At 70.2% G+C, this 16,854-nt stretch carries 11 protein-coding genes; 2 read left to right on the top strand and 9 right to left on the bottom strand.

Going from position 1 to position 16,854, the window contains the following annotated elements:
* Nucleotide 1: 1 nt before the first annotated feature.
* The 4 genes from secF to JJ685_RS26635 all read right to left on the bottom strand — a co-directional run bounded on the left by secF (nucleotide 2) and on the right by JJ685_RS26635 (nucleotide 6,987).
* Nucleotides 2-955, bottom strand: a complete 954-nt coding sequence (gene secF / locus JJ685_RS26650; RefSeq protein ID WP_201677412.1) for a protein translocase subunit SecF — start codon at nucleotides 953-955, stop codon at nucleotides 2-4.
* 44 nt (nucleotides 956-999) lie between these two features.
* Nucleotides 1,000-2,883 carry a protein translocase subunit SecD gene (gene secD / locus JJ685_RS26645; protein WP_201677411.1) on the bottom strand — a complete coding sequence of 628 codons (1,884 nt, stop codon included), beginning with the start codon at nucleotides 2,881-2,883 and terminating at the stop codon, nucleotides 1,000-1,002.
* Between the two features lie 75 nt (nucleotides 2,884-2,958).
* A complete protein-coding gene (gene yajC, locus JJ685_RS26640) occupies nucleotides 2,959-3,288 on the bottom strand; it encodes a preprotein translocase subunit YajC (RefSeq protein ID WP_201677410.1) in 330 nt (109 codons plus the stop codon).
* Nucleotides 3,289-3,420: 132 nt separating this feature from the next.
* Nucleotides 3,421-6,987 (bottom strand): indolepyruvate ferredoxin oxidoreductase family protein, encoded by a 3,567-nt coding sequence (locus JJ685_RS26635; RefSeq protein ID WP_201677409.1) that lies wholly within the window; start codon nucleotides 6,985-6,987, stop codon nucleotides 3,421-3,423.
* A gap of 142 nt (nucleotides 6,988-7,129) precedes the next feature.
* Between JJ685_RS26635 and JJ685_RS26630 the strand changes: the two genes are divergently transcribed.
* Entirely contained in the window at nucleotides 7,130-7,621 is a 492-nt protein-coding gene (locus tag JJ685_RS26630) for an Lrp/AsnC family transcriptional regulator (protein WP_201677408.1), read from the top strand.
* A 120-nt stretch (nucleotides 7,622-7,741) separates the two neighbouring features.
* Here the strand turns inward: JJ685_RS26630 and mltA are convergent, their stop codons facing one another.
* The gene (gene mltA / locus JJ685_RS26625; RefSeq protein ID WP_236599303.1) at nucleotides 7,742-8,938 is read right to left on the bottom strand and encodes a murein transglycosylase A; all 1,197 of its coding nucleotides are present in this window, start codon (nucleotides 8,936-8,938) and stop codon (nucleotides 7,742-7,744) included.
* Between mltA and JJ685_RS30160 the strand changes: the two genes are divergently transcribed.
* The gene (locus JJ685_RS30160; RefSeq protein WP_269117447.1) at nucleotides 8,886-9,011 is read left to right on the top strand and encodes a hypothetical protein; all 126 of its coding nucleotides are present in this window, start codon (nucleotides 8,886-8,888) and stop codon (nucleotides 9,009-9,011) included. The two genes, mltA and JJ685_RS30160, sit on opposite strands and share 53 nt — an antisense overlap.
* Nucleotides 9,012-9,147: 136 nt before the next feature.
* Here JJ685_RS30160 and JJ685_RS26620 read toward each other — a convergent pair whose 3' ends face one another.
* From JJ685_RS26620 to JJ685_RS26605, 4 genes are all read right to left on the bottom strand, one after another.
* Complete coding sequence (locus JJ685_RS26620; RefSeq protein ID WP_201677407.1) at nucleotides 9,148-9,774, bottom strand: response regulator transcription factor; 627 nt, start codon at nucleotides 9,772-9,774, stop codon at nucleotides 9,148-9,150.
* A 2-nt stretch (nucleotides 9,775-9,776) separates the two neighbouring features.
* Complete coding sequence (locus JJ685_RS26615) at nucleotides 9,777-11,705, bottom strand: ATP-binding protein (protein ID WP_201677465.1); 1,929 nt, start codon at nucleotides 11,703-11,705, stop codon at nucleotides 9,777-9,779.
* 190 nt (nucleotides 11,706-11,895) lie between these two features.
* A complete protein-coding gene (locus JJ685_RS26610; RefSeq protein WP_201677406.1) occupies nucleotides 11,896-12,708 on the bottom strand; it encodes a carbon-nitrogen hydrolase family protein in 813 nt (270 codons plus the stop codon).
* A gap of 14 nt (nucleotides 12,709-12,722) precedes the next feature.
* Nucleotides 12,723-16,832 (bottom strand): YhdP family protein, encoded by a 4,110-nt coding sequence (locus JJ685_RS26605; protein WP_236599302.1) that lies wholly within the window; start codon nucleotides 16,830-16,832, stop codon nucleotides 12,723-12,725.
* Nucleotides 16,833-16,854 lie beyond the last annotated feature (22 nt).

Below are 16,854 nucleotides of genomic sequence, written 5' to 3'. Positions count from 1 at the left end.
CTCAGACGGTGGCGCCCGCGTTGGGGTCGTTGGGATCGCCTTCGCGCTTGCGGTCGCCCTTCACCAGGTCCTCGCGCTTGATGCCCAGCCACATGGCGATGGCCGCGGCGACGAACACGGAGGAATAGATCCCGAACAGGATGCCGATGGTCAGGGCCAGGGCGAAGTAGTGCAGGGTGGCGCCGCCGAACAGCAGCATCGACAGCACCATCATCTGGGTCGAGCCGTGGGTGATGATCGTGCGGCTGATGGTCGACGTGATCGCGTTGTCGATCGTCTCGACCGTGTTCATCTTGCGGTAGCGCCGGAAGTTCTCGCGGATCCGGTCGAAGATCACCACCGACTCGTTGACCGAGTAGCCCAGCACCGCCAGCACCGCGGCCAGCACCGCCAGCGAGAACTCCCACTGGAAGAAGGCGAAGAAGCCGAGGATGATCACCACGTCGTGGAGGTTGGCGATGATGGCCGCGACGGCGAACTTCCACTCGAAGCGCACCGCGAGGTAGAGCATGATGCCCGCGACCACCATGGCCAGGGCCTTCAGCCCGTTGGAGACCAGTTCCTCGCCGACCTGCGGCCCGACGAATTCCACCCGGCGCAGGGTGACGGCCGGATCGGTCGCCTTCAGGGCCTGCAGGGTGCGCTCGCTCTGTTGCGCGGAACTGACGCCTTTCTGCGCCGGCAGCCGGATGATGACGTCGCGGGCGGTGCCGAAGTTCTGCACCTGGACGTCCGTGAAGCCCAGGGAACTGACCGTGCGGCGCACGTTCTCGACGTCCGCCGGCTGCGAATAACTGACCTCCATCACGGTGCCGCCGGTGAACTCCACCGACAGGTGCAGCCCCCGCGTGACGAGGAAGAAGACGGCTGCCAGGAACGTGACCAGGGAGATCACGTTGAAGACCAGCGCATTCTTCATGAACGGGATGTCCCGCCGGATCTTGAAGAACTCCACTACTTTGTCCTTATGCAGGCGATAGCCGCCCGTTGGCGCAACGCCTACTCTGCCTTGGTTATAGCGCCATCGGCGCCCGGCCGCCAGACCGTGCCGATGGAGACCGCCTTCAATTTCTTCTGCCTTCCGTACCAGAGGTTCACCAGACCCCGCGAGAAGAACACCGCGGAGAACATGGAGGTCAGGATGCCGATGCAGTGGACCACCGCGAAGCCGCGCACCGGGCCGGTGCCGAAGGCCAGCAGCGCCACGCCCGCGATCAGCGTCGTGACGTTCGAATCGAGAATGGTCGCCCAGGCGCGGTCGTAGCCGGCGTGGATCGCCGCCTGCGGCGAGGCGCCATTGCGCAATTCTTCACGCACCCGTTCGTTGATCAGCACGTTCGAGTCGATGGCCATGCCCAGCGCCAGCGCCATGGCCGCCATGCCGGGCAGCGTCAGGGTGGCCTGCAGCATCGACAGGATCGCCACCAGCAGCAGCAGGTTCACGCCCAGCGCCACGCTGGAGAACACGCCGAACAGCATGTAGTAGACGATCATGAAGGCGCAGATGGCCGCGAAACCCCAGGCCACGCTGTGGAAGCCCTTGGCGATGTTCTCGGCGCCCAGGCTGGGGCCGATGGTCATCTCCTCGATGATCTCCATGGGCGCGGCCAGCGAGCCGGCGCGCAGCAGCAGCGCCACGTCGTTGGCTTCCTTGGTCGTCATGCGGCCGGAGATCTGGACCCGGCCGCCGCCGATCTCGGTGCGGATCACCGGCGCCGTCACGACCTCGCCCTTGCCCTTCTCGAACAGCAGGATGGCCATGCGCTTGCCGACGTTCTCGCGCGTCACGTCGCGGAAGATGCGCGCGCCCTTGGCGTCCAGCGTCAGGTGCACCGCCGCTTCCTGCGTCTGGTTGTCGAAGCCGGCCTGGGCGTCGGTCAGGTTCTCGCCGGTCAGGATCACCTGCTTGCGGACGATCACCGGGCGGCCTTCGCGGTCCATGTAGCGCTCGGCGCCGAAGGGCACCGCGCCGGTGCCGAGTTCGGCGGACCGGCCCTCGGTGCTCTCGTCCACCATGCGCACTTCCAGGGTGGCGGTGCGGCCCAGGATGTCCTTGGCGCGCGAGGTGTCCTGCACCCCGGGCAGCTGCACCACGATGCGGTCCACGCCCTGCTGCTGGATCACGGGCTCGGCCACGCCCAGCTCGTTGATCCGGTTGTGCAGGGTGACCATGTTCTGCTTGAGCGCCTGGTCCTGGATGCGGCGCGCGGCTTCCGGCTTGATCGTCGCCGTGATGACAGTGGTGTCGCCCTCGACCTTCTCCGCCGCCAGCAGGTCGGGGAACTGGTCGGCGATCACGTTGCGGGCGCCCGTCAGCGCCTCGGGGTCGCGGAAGCGCACCACCACCGCCTGGCTGCTGCGCTCGATGCCGGCGTGGCGGATGTTCTTCTCGCGCAGGATGCTGCGCAGGTCGCCCGCGAAGGATTCGGCCTTCTTGGTGAGCGCCGCCTGCATGTCGACCTGCAGCATGAAGTGCACGCCGCCGCGCAGGTCCAGGCCCAGGTACATGGGCGCCGCATTGATGGACGCCATCCATTGCGGCGTCTTGGACAGCAGGTTGAGCGCCACCACGTAGCCGGCGTCGTTCGGGTCCGGGTTCAGCGAACGCTGGATCGCATCCTTGGCCTTGAGCTGGATGTCGGTGTTCTCGAACCGGGCCTTGACCGAGTTGGGGTCGACCGCGATGGCCAGCGGCTTGATGCCGGCCTGCCCCAGTGCCTGCTCGATGCGGGCGCGGGTGGTCTGGTCGATGGAGATGCTGCTGCGGCCGGACGAGACCTGGACGGCCGGGTCCTCGCCGAAGAAATTGGGCAGGGTGTAGAGCACCCCGATCAGCAACGCGACCAGGAGGATCGCGTATTTCCAGAGAGGATATCTGTTCATGGTCGGCCGTTGGGCGTCGGGTGTCGGGTGGCGGGCGCGTCAGCCTGGCTGAACGCCCGGCGGGGGACTTCCGACTTACTTGATGGAGCCCTTGGGCAGGACCTGCACGACGGCCGTGCGCTGAACCTGTACTTCCACGCCGGGGGCCACTTCGACGCCCAGGTAGCTGTCACCCAGCTTGGTGACCCGGCCCAGCAAGCCGCCCGAGGTTGCCACCTCGTCGCCCTTGGCCAGCGCCTCGATCATGGCGCGATGTTCCTTCTGGCGCTTCATCTGCGGCCGGATCATCACGAAATAGAGGACGACGAACATGAGCACGAGCGGCAGCAGGCTCATGAACGAGGACGACATGTCGCCGCCCGCGGCGGCCGGCGCCCCTTGGGCGAAGGCGGAAGAAATGAACACGGTGACTCCAGCTGGAAGGCCGGCGGCAGGGGGACCCCGCCGCACAATCGGCCATTGTATGCGGCGCCCTCCGGCACTGACCAGTTCCGACAACACCGGTGCGGCTTGGTGGCCGCACCCCGTCAGTCGGCGTCAGGCGGCCTGCCTGTGCGCGGCGGGCTCCCCCCGCCACTGCTGCAGCAGCTCGCGCCACTGCGGCCGCACCTGCTCCAGGTTGCGCGCCTTGACGTGGCCGTAGCCGCGGATCTTCTCCGGCAGGCCGGCGATCTGCACCGCCAGGGCATGCTTGCCCGGCTCCAGGCCCTGCAGCAGTTCCAGCACCGTGGCGCGGTATTCCTCGATCAGGGCCCGCTCGGTGCGGCGCTCCTCCGTCCGGCCGAAGACGTCCAGTGCCGTGCCGCGCAGGCCGCGCAGGCGGGCCAGCAGGCGGAACACATGGATGGTGCCGGGCCCGAACTTGCGCTTGACCAGCTCGCCCTTCTCGTTGCGCTTCGCGACCAGCGGCGGCGCCAGGTGGTAGTGGATCCTGAAGTCGCCTTCGAACTGCGACGCCACCTTCTCGCGGAAGCCGGTGTCGGCGTGCAGGCGCGCGACCTCGTATTCGTCCTTGTACGCCATCAGGCGGAACAGTCCCCGGGCGACCGTCTCGGCCAGGGTCGTCTTGCCCAGCGGCGCCTCGGCCGCGCGCACCCGCTCCACCAGTTCGCGGTACTGCGCCGCATAGGCGGCGTTCTGGTAGTCGGTGAGGAATTCGACGCGGCGCGCCACCAGGTCGTCGAGCGTCTCGCGCTTGCGGAACGCGACCACCTGGGCGGCGGGGGCCAGCACCGCGGCGACGCGGGCCGGGTCGTGGGCGGCGCGGCGGCCCCATTCGAAGGCGGCCTTGTTGTTCTCCACCGCCACTTCGTTGAGCTCGATGGCCCGCAGCAGCGACTCGCGCGCCAGCGGGATCCAGCCCTTCTGCCAGGCGTAGCCGAGCATCATGGGGTTGGTGTAGATGCTGTCGCCCATCGTCCGGGCCGCCAGCTCCTCGGCGTTGAAGGCCGCCAGGTCCTGCGGGGCCACCGCCTTGGCGATCTCGCCGGCGCAGGCGTCCGAAGGATTGGCCCATTCCGTGTTCTTCACGAAGGCGGCCGTCGGCGTGGCATGGCCATTGAGCGCGACGCGCGTGCGGCCCTGGCGCATGCGCAGCACGGTCTCCTTGCTGGCGGCCACGATCGGGTCGCAGCCGATCACCAGGTCGGCGGCGGCCATGCTCACGCGGGTGGTGCGGATCGCCTCCTGCGTGTCGCCGATCAGGACGTGGCTCCAGGTCGCGCCGCCCTTCTGCGCCAGCCCGGCGGAGTCCTGGGTGACGACGCCGCGGCCTTCCATGTGGGCCGCCATCCCGAGCAGCTGGCCGATGGTGATCACGCCGGTGCCGCCGACGCCGGCGACGATGATGCCGTAGGCCTCCGGCGTGCGGGGCAGCTGCGGCTCGGGGATCTCGCCGCCCTCGTAGGGCGAGGGCGCGGACTGGCTCTTCGCCTTGCGCTTCAGGCTGCCGCCTTCGACGGTCACGAAGCTGGGGCAGAAGCCCTTGAGGCAGCTCGTGTCCTTGTTGCAGGTGCTCTGGTTGATGGTGCGCTTGCGGCCGAACTCGGTCTCCAGCGGCTCCACCGAGAGGCAGTTGGACTTGGCGCTGCAGTCGCCGCAGCCTTCGCAGACCAGGTCGTTGATCATCACGCGCAGGGCCGGATCGACCATCGTGCCGCGCTTGCGACGGCGCCGCTTCTCGGTGGCGCAGGTCTGGTCGTAGATCATCGCCGTGACGCCGGCGGTGTCGCGCAGCTCGCGCTGGATGCGATCGAGCTCGTCGCGGTGGTGCACGGTGGCGCCGGCCGGCAGTTTCGCGCCCTGGTACTTCTCCGGCTGGTCGGTGACCACGACCAGGCGGCTCACGCCTTCCGCATCGAGGCTTTGCGCGATCTGCAGGGGCGTGTGGCCCTCGGGGCGCTCGCCCACCGGCTGGCCGCCGGTCATGGCGACGGCGTCGTTGTACAGGACCTTGTAGGTGATGTTCACGCCGGCCGCGATGGACTGCCGGATCGCCAGCAGGCCGCTGTGGAAGTAGGTGCCGTCGCCGATGTTGGCGAACACGTGCTTCTCGTTGGAGAAGGGCTGCTGGCCGACCCACGGCACGCCCTCGCCGCCCATCTGGGTGAAGCCCACGGTGGCGCGGTCCATCCAGACGGCCATGAAGTGGCAGCCGATCCCGGCCATCGCGCGCGAGCCCTCGGGCACCACGGTGGACGTGTTGTGCGGACAGCCGGAGCAGAACCAGGGCATGCGCTCGCCCTTCACCTCCACCACCTGCATCGCGCGTTCCTTCGCCTCGATCAGGGCGAGCTGGGCGTCGATGCGGGCCTGGACGTCGCCGTCCAGCCCCAGCTTCTTCAGCCGCCGGGCGATGGCGCGTGCGATCAGGTGCGGCGACAGGTCGGCGTTGGCGCGCAGCAGGGTGTGCTCGTTGGGGTTCGCCACCGACCACTCGCCGCCGGAGAAGCCGTCGTCCTGGTCGAACTTGCCGACCACGTTGGGACGCACGTCGGGGCGCCAGTTGTACAGCTCCTCCTTCACCTGGTACTCGATGACCTGGCGCTTTTCCTCCACCACCAGGATCTCGCGCAGGCCTTCGGCGAATTCGCGCGTGCCCTGCGCCTCCAGCGGCCAGACCACGCCCACCTTGTGCAGGCGGATGCCGAGGCGGCGGCAGGTGTCGTCGTCGAGGCCCAGGTCCAGCAGCGCCTGGCGCGTGTCGTTCCAGGCCTTTCCGCTGGCCATGATGCCGAAGCGGTCGTGCGGCGTGGCGACGGCGTTGTAGTTCAGGCGGTTGGCCCGGATGTAGGCCAGCGCGGCGTACCACTTGAAGTCGAACAGGCGCGCCTCCTGCTCCAGCGGCGCGTCGGGCCAGCGGATGTGCAGGCCGCCGGGCGGCATGCGGAAGTCGGTGGGCAACTGGATCTGCACCCGCTCGGGGTCGATCACCGCGGTGGCACTGGATTCGACGATCTCCTGGATCGTCTTCATGCCCGACCAGACGCCGGCGTAGCGGCTCATGGCGAAGGCGTGCAGGCCCATGTCGAGGATTTCCTGCACCGTCGCCGGGAAGAACACCGGCAGGCCGCAGGCCTTGAAGATATGGTCGCTCTGGTGCGCCGCCGTCGAGCTCTTGGCCACGTGGTCGTCGCCGGCCACGGCGATGACACCGCCCCAGGGAGTGGTGCCGGCCATGTTGGCGTGCTTGAAGACATCGGAGCAGCGGTCCACTCCCGGGCCCTTGCCGTACCAGATGCCGAAGACGCCGTCGAACTTGTTGGAGCCGGGCGGCGCGAACCCGAGCTGCTGCGTGCCCCACAGCGCCGTCGCGGCCAGTTCCTCGTTGACGCCCGGCTGGAACACGATGTTCTGCGCCTGCAGGTACTTGCGCGCCTTCCACAGGGCCTGGTCGTAGCCGCCAAGCGGCGAGCCGCGGTAGCCGCTGATGAAGCCGGCGGCGTTCCTGCCCGCCAGCGCGTCGCGCTGGCGCTGCAGCATGGGGAGCTTCACCAGCGCCTGCACGCCGCTCATGAAGGCGCGGCCCATGTCCAGCGAATACTTGTCGTCGAGGGTGACGGTTTCCAGCGCCTTGCGAATGTGTTCGGGCAGCGGTGCGTTCATCTTCGGCTTGTCTCCTGAGGGGCCAGTGTGCGCATGGCCTGACTGCGGCTGCACAGTGTATGTCCCGAGTCCGGATATGTCTTTGCTTTTCATGCCCGCCAACGGCTAGGATGGGAAAGAATCTTTCTCAACCCGGGCGAAAATGGAAACGCTTGACCGCTACGACATCCATATTCTTGCCGAGCTGCAGGCCGACGCGCGCCTGACCAACGCCGAACTGGCGCAGCGCGTGGGCCTGTCCGCCGCGCCCTGCTGGCGCCGCGTGCGGGCGCTGGAGGAAGCCGGCTTCATCAAGGGCTACCACGCCGAGATCGACCGCCGCCGCATCGGCCTGGGCGTGCTGGCCTTCGTGCGGCTGGACGCGGAGCGCAACACGGGCGAGCGGACCCGGGAGATGGAAGAGGCGATCCGCCGGATCCCGGAGATCGTCTCCTGCCACTACATCAGCGGCACCGGGACCTTCGAGCTGCAGGTGGTGGCGCGCGACCTCGACGCCTTCTCGCAGCTCGCCCGCGAGGTGCTGATCAACCTGCCCAACGTGAAGGACCTGCACACCAGCTTCTCGCTGGGGGAGGTGAAGGCGAGCAGCAGCTTGCCGTTGGGGCATTTGAGGGGGCAGGGAACGAAAACCTGACAGCCGAACGCAGAGGGCGCAAAGGTACGCAAAGGACGCAGAAAACATCCTTCAAAGGTATTTTCTGCGTCCTTTGCGCTTCTCTGCGGCCTCTGCGTTCGGCTGTTTGGTTTGGGAATCTCAGCGAGGCCAAAGCACCCACAAGGCGAGCGGCTGCTTCAGGCGGCCGGCCACCTCGCCCGCTTCCGCGCCCCAGCCCGTGAAGTAGTCGGCGCGCACGGCGCCGACGATGGCGCTGCCCGTGTCCTGCGCGAAGACCAGCCGGTTCAGCGACAGCACCGGCCCCGGCGAAGACAGCCACATCGGCGTTCCGTACGGCACGCTGTCCTTCTCGATCGCGATCGATCGGCCGGGCGTCAGCGGCACGCCCTGCGCGCCCCGCGGACCGAACGCCGCGTCGAGGTCCGTCAGCGGCCCCTCGCGGAAGAACACCACGCGCGGATTGCTCCACAGCATCTCCTGCAGCCGCTGGGGGTTGGCGCGCGCCCAGGCCTTGATCCCGGGCCAGGAGGCGTCGCGCAGCGCACCCTGCTGCAGCAGCCAGCCACCGACGCTGCGATAGGGCTGCTCGTTGGTGCCGGCGAACGCGACCCGCACCACGCTCACCCGCCCATCGGGCTCGGCGATCCGCAGCCGCCCCGAGCCCTGGATCTGCAGCGCCAGCGCGTCGAGCGGATCGGCCACGTAGGCGATCTCGCGCCCGCGCAGGCCCGCGCGCGCCTGCGGCAGCGTGTCGATCTCCTGCCGCGTGTACCAGGGGCGCCGGGTGGCCAGGTCCGCGGGCGGACGGAACAGCGGCACCTGCTGCGCCGCCGTGGGCAGGCGCGACGCGTCCAGCATCGGCTCGTAGTAGCCGGTGAGCAGGGATTCGGCGGCCTGCAGCGGCTCGATCCGGTAGGGCTGCAGCCGCTGCTGCAGCCAGGCGCGCTGTTCGTCGGCGTTCGCGATCGACAGCCGGCGCACGTCGGGGCACAAGGCGGCGTGCGGCGGCAGAGGCCGTTCGCAGCTGCGGATCCAGGCGTTCCACGCCTCGTGCAGGGCGTCGTCGGCGACGCCGGGCAGCTCGGACCAGCGCGCCGGCACCCAGCGCGCCTTGCCGCGCACCGCCGGCGGTGGCGCCACGCCGTCCTCGGGCGCCGCGGCGGGGGGCGCCACGGCGGGGGCAGCCTGCGGCGGCGACGCTGGCGGCTGGACGCGCGGCAGCGGCACCGAAGTGCAGGCGGCCAGCATTCCTAGAATGCCGGCAGATATCAGGACCCGGACCATGTTGTTGATTCTGCTGGAAGCGCTCGCCGCGCTGGTGCTGCTCGTGGCCATCGTCTGGTGGACGATGTTCTCCGGCCGCAAGGGCGGGGAACCGCCGCGGGACGCCGATCGGGACGCATCCTAGGCTCGAAAAACCCAACAGCCGAACGCAGAGGGCGCGAAGGTACGCAAAGGACGCAGAAAAGACCTTTAAAGGATGTTTTCTGCGTCCTTTGCGTACCTTCGCGCTCTCTGCGTTCGGTATTTGGTTTGAAGTCCCCTCAAAGATCCCGCAGCAGGTTCGCCAGCTCCACCGCGGACTTCACTTCCATCTTGTCGAACACGCGCGCCCGGTGCACTTCCACTGTCCGCACGCTGATGGCGAGCTGGTCGGCGATCAGCTTGTTGGGCAGGCCCTTGGCCACCAGGCGCATCACGTCGCGCTCGCGGTCGGTCAGGTCGTCCAGCCGGTGCTGCAGCGCGCCCTTCTCCCGCTGCGAGGCCTGGATCTCGGCGGAGCGGCGCAGGGCCTCCTCGATCCGGTCCACCAGCGCGTTGTCGGAAAAGGGCTTCTCGCAGAAATCGAAGGCGCCGCGCTTGACCATGTCGACCGCCGTCGGCACATCCGCGTGGCCGGTCAGGAAGATCACCGGCATCACCTGCTGCAGCTGGCGCTCGACCAGCTTCTCGAACAGCGCCAGGCCGCTCATGCCGGGCATGCGCACGTCCAGCAGCAGGCAGCAGGGCTGTCCGGGCTGGAAGCCGCCCTGCAGCATGGTCTCGAACTCCTCGGCGCTGCCGAAGCTGGACGACAGCAGCCGCCGCGAACGCAGCAGCCAGGCCAGCGCCTCGCGCACGCCGGCGTCGTCGTCGACGATGAAGACGGTGGCATCGGCGGCAGGTTGCATGGTCAGGGGGCGGACGCTTCGGCGGGCAGGGTGAATCGGAAGATCGTACCCTGCGGCGCGTTGGGTTCGAACAGCAGGCCGCCGCCGTGCTGTTCGATCACGGTGCGGCAGAGGCTGAGGCCCAGGCCCATGCCCTCCTCCTTGGTCGTGAAGAAGGGCGTGAACAACTGCTTCTTCACCTCGTCCGGAATGCCCGGCCCGCGGTCCGCCACCGAGAACTCGAGCCAGCGCTTGCCGGACTCGCTGGCCGAGGTGGCGCGCACCTGGATCAGGAGCTCGGGATTCGGCACCCGCGCCTCGTCCATGGCCTGCATGGCGTTGCGCGCCAGGTTGAGCAGCACCTGTTCGACCATCGTGCGGTCGCACAGCGCGCGCGGCAGGCCTTCCGGCGTCCGGATCTCCACCCGCACGCCGAGCTTGTGCGCCTGCAGGGTCATCAGCGGCAGGATCGCGTCGATCAGCGCCTGCGGCGCGACCGCCTCGCGCGCCTGGTCGCGCCGCCGCACGAAGTCGTGCACGCTCTTGATCACGCGGCCGGCGCGGTCGGCTTGTTCGGCGATGCGCGCCATGGCCACCTGCAGCTCGCCGGCGGACACGCCTTCATGGCGCAGCAGGTTCATCGAGCCGTTGGCGTAGCTGGAGATTGCCGCCAGCGGCTGGTTCAGCTCGTGGCTCAGGAGCGAGGCCATCTCGCCGACCGTCGCGAGCCGGGCGGTGGCCTGCAGCCGCTCCTGGCTGGCGCGCGAGAGTTCCTCGACGCGGCGCTGCTCGCTGATGTCCAGCACCGCGCTCATCCAGCCGGTCTGCAGCCCCTGGGCGTTGATCAGCGGCGCCTCGATCACCAGCACCGGGAAGCGGGTGCCGTTCTTGCGCATGAAGACCGACTCGTAGCCTTCGCGCGGCGGCGCGTTGCGGCCGGCCAGCCGCACCTCCTGCCGCTTGCGGTATTCCTCGGCGCGCTCGGGCGGCCAGTAGGGCGCGGGCGCGCCCTTGCCCATCAGCTCGTCGGGGCTGAAGCCCACCATCTGGCAGAAGGCTGGGTTGACGTAGGTGGTGCGCCCCTGCAGGTCTCGCGCCCGCAGGCCGGTGACCAGCGAGTCCTCCATCGCCTTGCGGAAGGCCAGGGCGTCGGCGAGGTCCTGCTCCACGCGCAGGCGCCGCCGCGTGTCGTGGCCCAGCATGAACAGCACCGTCACCAGCGCGATCGACATCACCGTGACCAGCGCCGTGAGCACGTTGGGGAACAGGTCCGGCTCGGAGCGGCGCCAGCTGTCCATGCGCAGCACCATGGTGTTGCCGGGCAGGTCCAGCAGCTGCTGGGCCGAGAACACGCGGCGCCCGCGCCGCGCCAGGCCGTGCATGGCCAGCCGGGTGCCGTCGGCCTCGGTGAAGGAGATCTCCTGGCTCTTGCCCAGCTGCGGACCCGCGTGCGTGGCCAGCAGGTCCGCCAGCGAATAGGTCGCGACCACGAAACCCACGAGGCGACCCGCCTCCACCTGCGGCAGGCACAGTTCCATCAGTTCCATCCCCAGGCCGTCGGCCTGCGGCACGAAGTGGCTGCGCGCGTAGGCGTGGCTGCTGATGCGGGTGGCGGTGGCGCAGGCCTGCTGCACCTCGGGCAGCGAGTTCTCGCGGCCGAAACGGGCGAACACCGGCGTGCGGAACAGCGTGTCGGCGCCCTGCACCAGTTCCAGGCGCGGGCCGCGCCACTCGATGCGCACCCACTCGCGGTGCGAGCGCAGGAGCCGGTCGGCCTCGGCCCGCCACTGTTCGCGGGTCGGCTGTCCGCTTTGAAGCGCCTGCAGTTCCTGGACGTTGCGGGTGAGGCCGGAGCGGATGTCGCTCAGCGCATCGGCGACGTCGCGTTCGACGTTGGCCTGCGCGACGCTCGCCTCGTAGCGCGCGGCCAGGTACACCAGGGTGACCAGCATGCCCACCACGAGCACGCCCAGCAGCACCCACAGCGACCAGCGCCTGAGCGTGGACAGCCGGATCGACGAAACACCGGGAACGAAATTCGACGTTATTTGAGTACCTCCCCCAGGCTTGTCCGCTGCGCGGCCTTCGCATCCCCCCTCCGCAAGCGGAGGGGTCGAGCGCCTTCGGGCGGCCGTGCGGCGCTCACAACACCCTGTGATCCAGCGCCGGCAGCTGGGTTCGCACCTGCCGCAGGCGCTCCTGCGAGAGCTCGGCGAGCACGACGCCGGCGCCCTCCTGCCCGCGCTGCGCCAGCACCTCGCCCCAGGGATCGACCACCATGGAATGGCCCCAGGTGCGCCGCCCGTTGTCGTGCCGGCCGCCCTGCGCCGGGGCCGCCACGTAGGCCAGGTTCTCGACCGCGCGGGCGCGCAGCAGGAGCTCCCAGTGCGCCTGCCCGGTGCCGTAGGTGAAGGCGCTGGGCACCAGCAGCAGGTCGGCCTTCAGCGCCCGGTACAGCTCGGGGAAGCGCAGGTCGTAACAGACCGACAGGCCGACGCGCCAGTCGTGCCCGTCGCGCGAGCGCAGCGTGAAGGCCTGCGGCGCGCGCCCGGCCTCGATCACGCGCGCCTCGTCGTACTGCTCGCCGCGCCCGTTGTCGAAGCGGAACAGGTGGATCTTGTCGTAGCGCGCCACGCACTCGCCCTGCGGCGAGAAGGCGAGGCTGGAATTGCGCACGTGCTTCTCGGAGCCGGCCACCAGCGGCAGCGTGCCGCCGACGATCCAGATCCCTAGCTCGCGCGCGCGCTGCGCCAGGAAGGCCTGCACCTTGCCGTCGCCGAAGGGCTCGCGCACCGCGAGCTTGTCGGTGTCGCGCTGCCCCATGAGGCAGAAGTACTCGGGCAGCACCGCCAGTTCCGCACCCGAGCGCGCGGCCTCGGCCAGCAGGCCGGAGGCGCTTTCGAGGTTGGCGGGCAGGTCGGAGCCGGAGACGGTCTGGAGGGCTGCGATCTTCATGCGGTCTCCCCGGTTCAGCGAGTGGTGGGTTCGGGCGTCGTGCCGGAGGCGCCGGTGGTCTCGTTCTGGCCGTTGCGGCCCACGCGCCTCATGCGCGGCTCGGCCCAGGTGCCGTCGATGTGGAATTCCTGGGTCGCGGCCCGCATCAGCGGCTGGCGCAGGAACAGCTGCGCCACGAAGGTGCCGAGCCCGATCGCCGGGTTGATCGCGGTGGCGACCAGCGAGGCGGTGCCGGCGTTGATCTCGGGCACCACCAGCACCTTCAGGTCCTGCGTTTCGCGCGCGATGTCGGCCTTGCCCTCCATCAGCACCGCAGCATTCACGCCCTTCATCTGCAGGTTGTTGGTGAAGGCGATGCCGTGCTCGATGTTGACGTCGCCACGCACGAAGTCGAAGGTGAAGCCCTCGCTGAAGACGTCGCGGAAGTCCAGCGCCAGCCGGCGCGGCAGCGACTGCAGGCTCAGCACGCCCAGCAGCTTGGCCATGCCGGGGTCGGCCTTGAGGAACTGACCGTTCTCCACGGAGACGTTGAAGCTGCCTGCCAGGGTCGGATAGTCCAGCGCGAGCGGCGAGCCGACCCACGACACGGTGCCCTCCATCGCGCCGCGGCCGCGCCGCAGCACGTCCTTCATGCCCATGCGGGTGAGCAGAGCGCCGCCGTCGGCGATGTCGAAGCGGAACTTCATCGAGGTGCGGCGACGTTCCCCCGGCTTGGCATCGGGCCGCGGGCCGCCCGGCGCCGCCGGCTGCTCGCCCAGCGCCGCCCAGTTGCCGGACGCCGTGAAGGTCGCTTCCGGCATGGCGAGGCTCAGCTTGTTGAGGCGCCACTCGCGGATGCCGCCTTCGCGCGCCACCGTGCCCGCGCCCCGGTTGACCGCGTCGATCTCCAGCCGCCCGAGCCGCCGGCCCTTGAGCTCGAAGTCGTCCACGATCACGTCCAGTGCCGGGATGGCGCTCTGCTGGTCCAGCAATTCCTCCACCTCGGTGGCGGCGGAGGCGGCCATGCTGAGGCGCGCCAGCCGGGCGTACAGGCGGCCGGCGCCCGCGTTCTGCGGCTGCCGGTATTCGATGTAGCCATTGAGCTCGTCGGCCTCGACGTTGGCGCGCCACACCCGGCCGTCGCGCGAGCCGCCCACCACCACGTTGTGCAGGGTGCGGCCGTCCATGCTCAGCGCGCGGGCGCGCACCGCGATCATCGTCGGCAGGTAGGACAGGCTGGCGCCCATGTCGCGCGCCACCGGGGCGGCCGTCGCCGTGCCGGCCGCCGGGGTGGGGGGGGCGGGCGCAGGCGCCGCATCGCCGCCGCCCACGCGGGCCAGCGCATCCTCCCAGGCGTCGATGTTGAAGTTCGCCAGCTGCACGTTGGCCATCACGCCTTCCGGCGGCATCACCACGCCCTCGTTGGACGCGAGGCCGACCCCGATCGCGCCGCGCACCACCTGCGGCTCGGCGCCGGACAGGTCGCGCAGGAAGCTGACCGAGCCGACCCGGCCGAGGTCCACCGAGAGCAGCTCCTGCAGCTTCGCCTGCGGAGCCAGCGACTCGCGCGTGAGCGCCGTCTCGTAGCGCAGCGGCAGCATGGCGTCGGCGGGCTTGTTCAGCGGCGGCGGCAGGCCCACCGCGAGCCCCTGCAGGTTGGAGAGGACCTGCACTTCGGGCGGCCCGCGGCGGAAGTTCAGGGCCAGGGTGTAGCCGGTGGCGCCGCTGAAATCGCGGGCCAGCCGGGCGAGAAAACCGAGTTCGCGCGCCTGCCGCAGCCCTTCGGCCGTGACCGTGCCCTGCCCGCGCAGCTGCACGGTCGCGGGCTCGCCCGGCGCGCCGGGGCGGGTGCCGCCCTCCAGCCGCACCTCGCCGCCGAGCGCGCGGGCCTGCACGCCGGCGAGCTGGAAGCCCTTCTCGGAAAACAGCACCGTGCCGCGGGCGCGCGCCAGCGGCGGGCTGTCGGGCGACATCTGCACATCGTTGTTGGCCAGCGTGACGGTGCCCTGCACCTGCGAGCGCGTCAGGTCGTGCAGCGGCAGCGCGAGCCGCAGGTCCACGTCGGCGTTGCCGGTTCCGGTGGTCCGGGCCAGCGCCTGGCTGGTCATCGCCGCCACCGGGGAGGTGTTGACGATCGCCAGCGATTCGCTCACCGGCCCCTGGATGCGCCCCGCCACGTTCACCCGCGGCTGGTGGAAATCGGGGATGCGCGCATCGGCGCGCATCTGCAGGCCCGGCCGGCCATGCACGCGGCCGGCCGCGCCCTTCACCTGCATGCCGTTGCCCTCGAACACCAGCTCGCCGGCCAGGTTGGTGAACGCCGGCCACACGCCGTTGCCCTGGGTGAGGCTGGGCGGCACGTAGGCATAGGTCACGTCGCGCACCTGCGTCGCGACCAGGAACTCGCCGCCCGCGCCCTCCGGGAAGGGGAACCGGCGCAGGTCGCCCTTCACGCGGAACTTCGTGCCCGTGGCGGCGCCGCTCACCACCGATTCCTGCACGTAGTCGCGCGCCTGCTTCGGCACCGCCAGCGGCAGGTAGCGCCACACGCGCGCGCCGTCGGCGCGGCTGAGGCTGCCCTGCAGGTCCAGCACGCCCGGGAAGCGCGCCGCGCCGGACTTCGCGTCCGCCGTGCGCCAGCTCGCGCGCGCCTCCCCCTCGGCATCGGCATTGGCGAACTTCAGGCTCGTGACGTTCAGCGACAGCTGCTCCCCGCGCACCTGCCACTGCACGTCGGCGGCCAGGCTGGTGACGGGAATGGTCGGCTCCTCGAACACGCCGGGGAAGTCCAGCGCCCCCTGCGCGATGGCCAGCCGCGCGCGCCCGCCGCCCTGGTTGAAATCGAAATCGAGCGCCGCCCCGCGCACGCCCGGGATGCCGGCGTGGCCCTGCGGGTCCGCCTGCGGCACCGTCTCCAGCCGCACGGCCCGCCCGCGCGCCTCGTACTTCTCCAGCGCCTCCAGCGGGCCCTGCCAGCGGGCGTGCAGCGTTTCGACCAGCCCCTGCGGCGCATAGGCCTGCAGCGCCTCGTGCGTCGGCGCGCCCAGCGGCAGGCGGGTGGCGATCTGGCTCAGCGCCTTCAGGTCCAGCCGGTCCGCGCGCAGTTCGCCCTGCGCCGGCGCGAGGCCCTCGGCGTCGCTCCACGTCACGGCGACGTTGCCGCCCGGCCAGGCCTGGCCGTCCTCGGTCAGGAACTGCAGGTCCTGTGTCTGGAAGGCGAAGCCGGTGGCGGTGCGCTGGCCGCCCAGCCGGCCGGACACCGATTGCAGCACCAGCGGCTCCAGCGCCTCGCCCAGGGTGGCCCGCACCTGGGTCAGCACGACGTCGGCGGTGCCGCCGACGAGCTGGCCGCGTTCGAGGTCGGCCCAGGCGCGCAGCCGGCCGCGGCCCTGCGCGATGTCGATGCCGAGGTCGGCGTACTGCCGCAGCAGCGAGAGGTCGACCGCGCCGAAGTCCGCGTGCAACTCGCCGGTCCACTCCTGCCAGCGCCCGGCGTTGGTGGTCAGCAGGGGCTGGCGGAACATGCCGGTGAGCATGAAGCGCTGGCCCCATTCCGCCCGCGGCGTGGCGTCCAGCCGCAGCAGGTGGCGCCGCGCCTGGTTGCGGGCGACGAAATCGACCTGGCCCAGCGCCAGCGTCGGTGCGCCGCGCTGTTCGTCGATCCATTCGATGGTGCCGCCCTGGATGATGAATTCCCGCTGGCTGAAGAACCAGTCGGCGGCGCGGCCCTCGTTGTGGCTGCCGCGCGAGACATCGATGCCGGCGATGTAGAAGCGGCCGTCGGCGGCGCGCCGGATCGCCACCGTGGGGCGGTCGATATAGAGCTGCTCGAAACCGAGATTCCACAGCGAGTGCGGGGACAAGGCGCCCACCACCAGGGGCAGCCGCAGCGCCTCGCGGCCCTGGGGATCCAGCAGCACCACGTCCTCGAGGGTGAAGGAGGGCACGAGGCCTTCGGTGCGGGCGCTGATCGCGCCGATGCGCACCGGAATCCCCAGCACCTGGCTGGCCCGGGTTTCCAGCGCGGGGCGCAGCTCGCCGATTCGCGGCACAATGAATCCATGCAGCGCACCCCAGGCGACCGTGAGCAGCAGCAATGCAGCGAGCAGCAGCCACAGGGACCACTTGACCGCTGTGGAAAACAACCTCAGCGACCGTGAGGGATTC

Source organism: Ramlibacter monticola (assembly GCF_016722785.1).
Classification (GTDB): domain Bacteria; phylum Pseudomonadota; class Gammaproteobacteria; order Burkholderiales; family Burkholderiaceae_C; genus Ramlibacter; species Ramlibacter monticola.
Note: the sequence above shows the minus strand (reverse complement) of the source record. Positions and strands in the feature narration are given on the sequence as shown.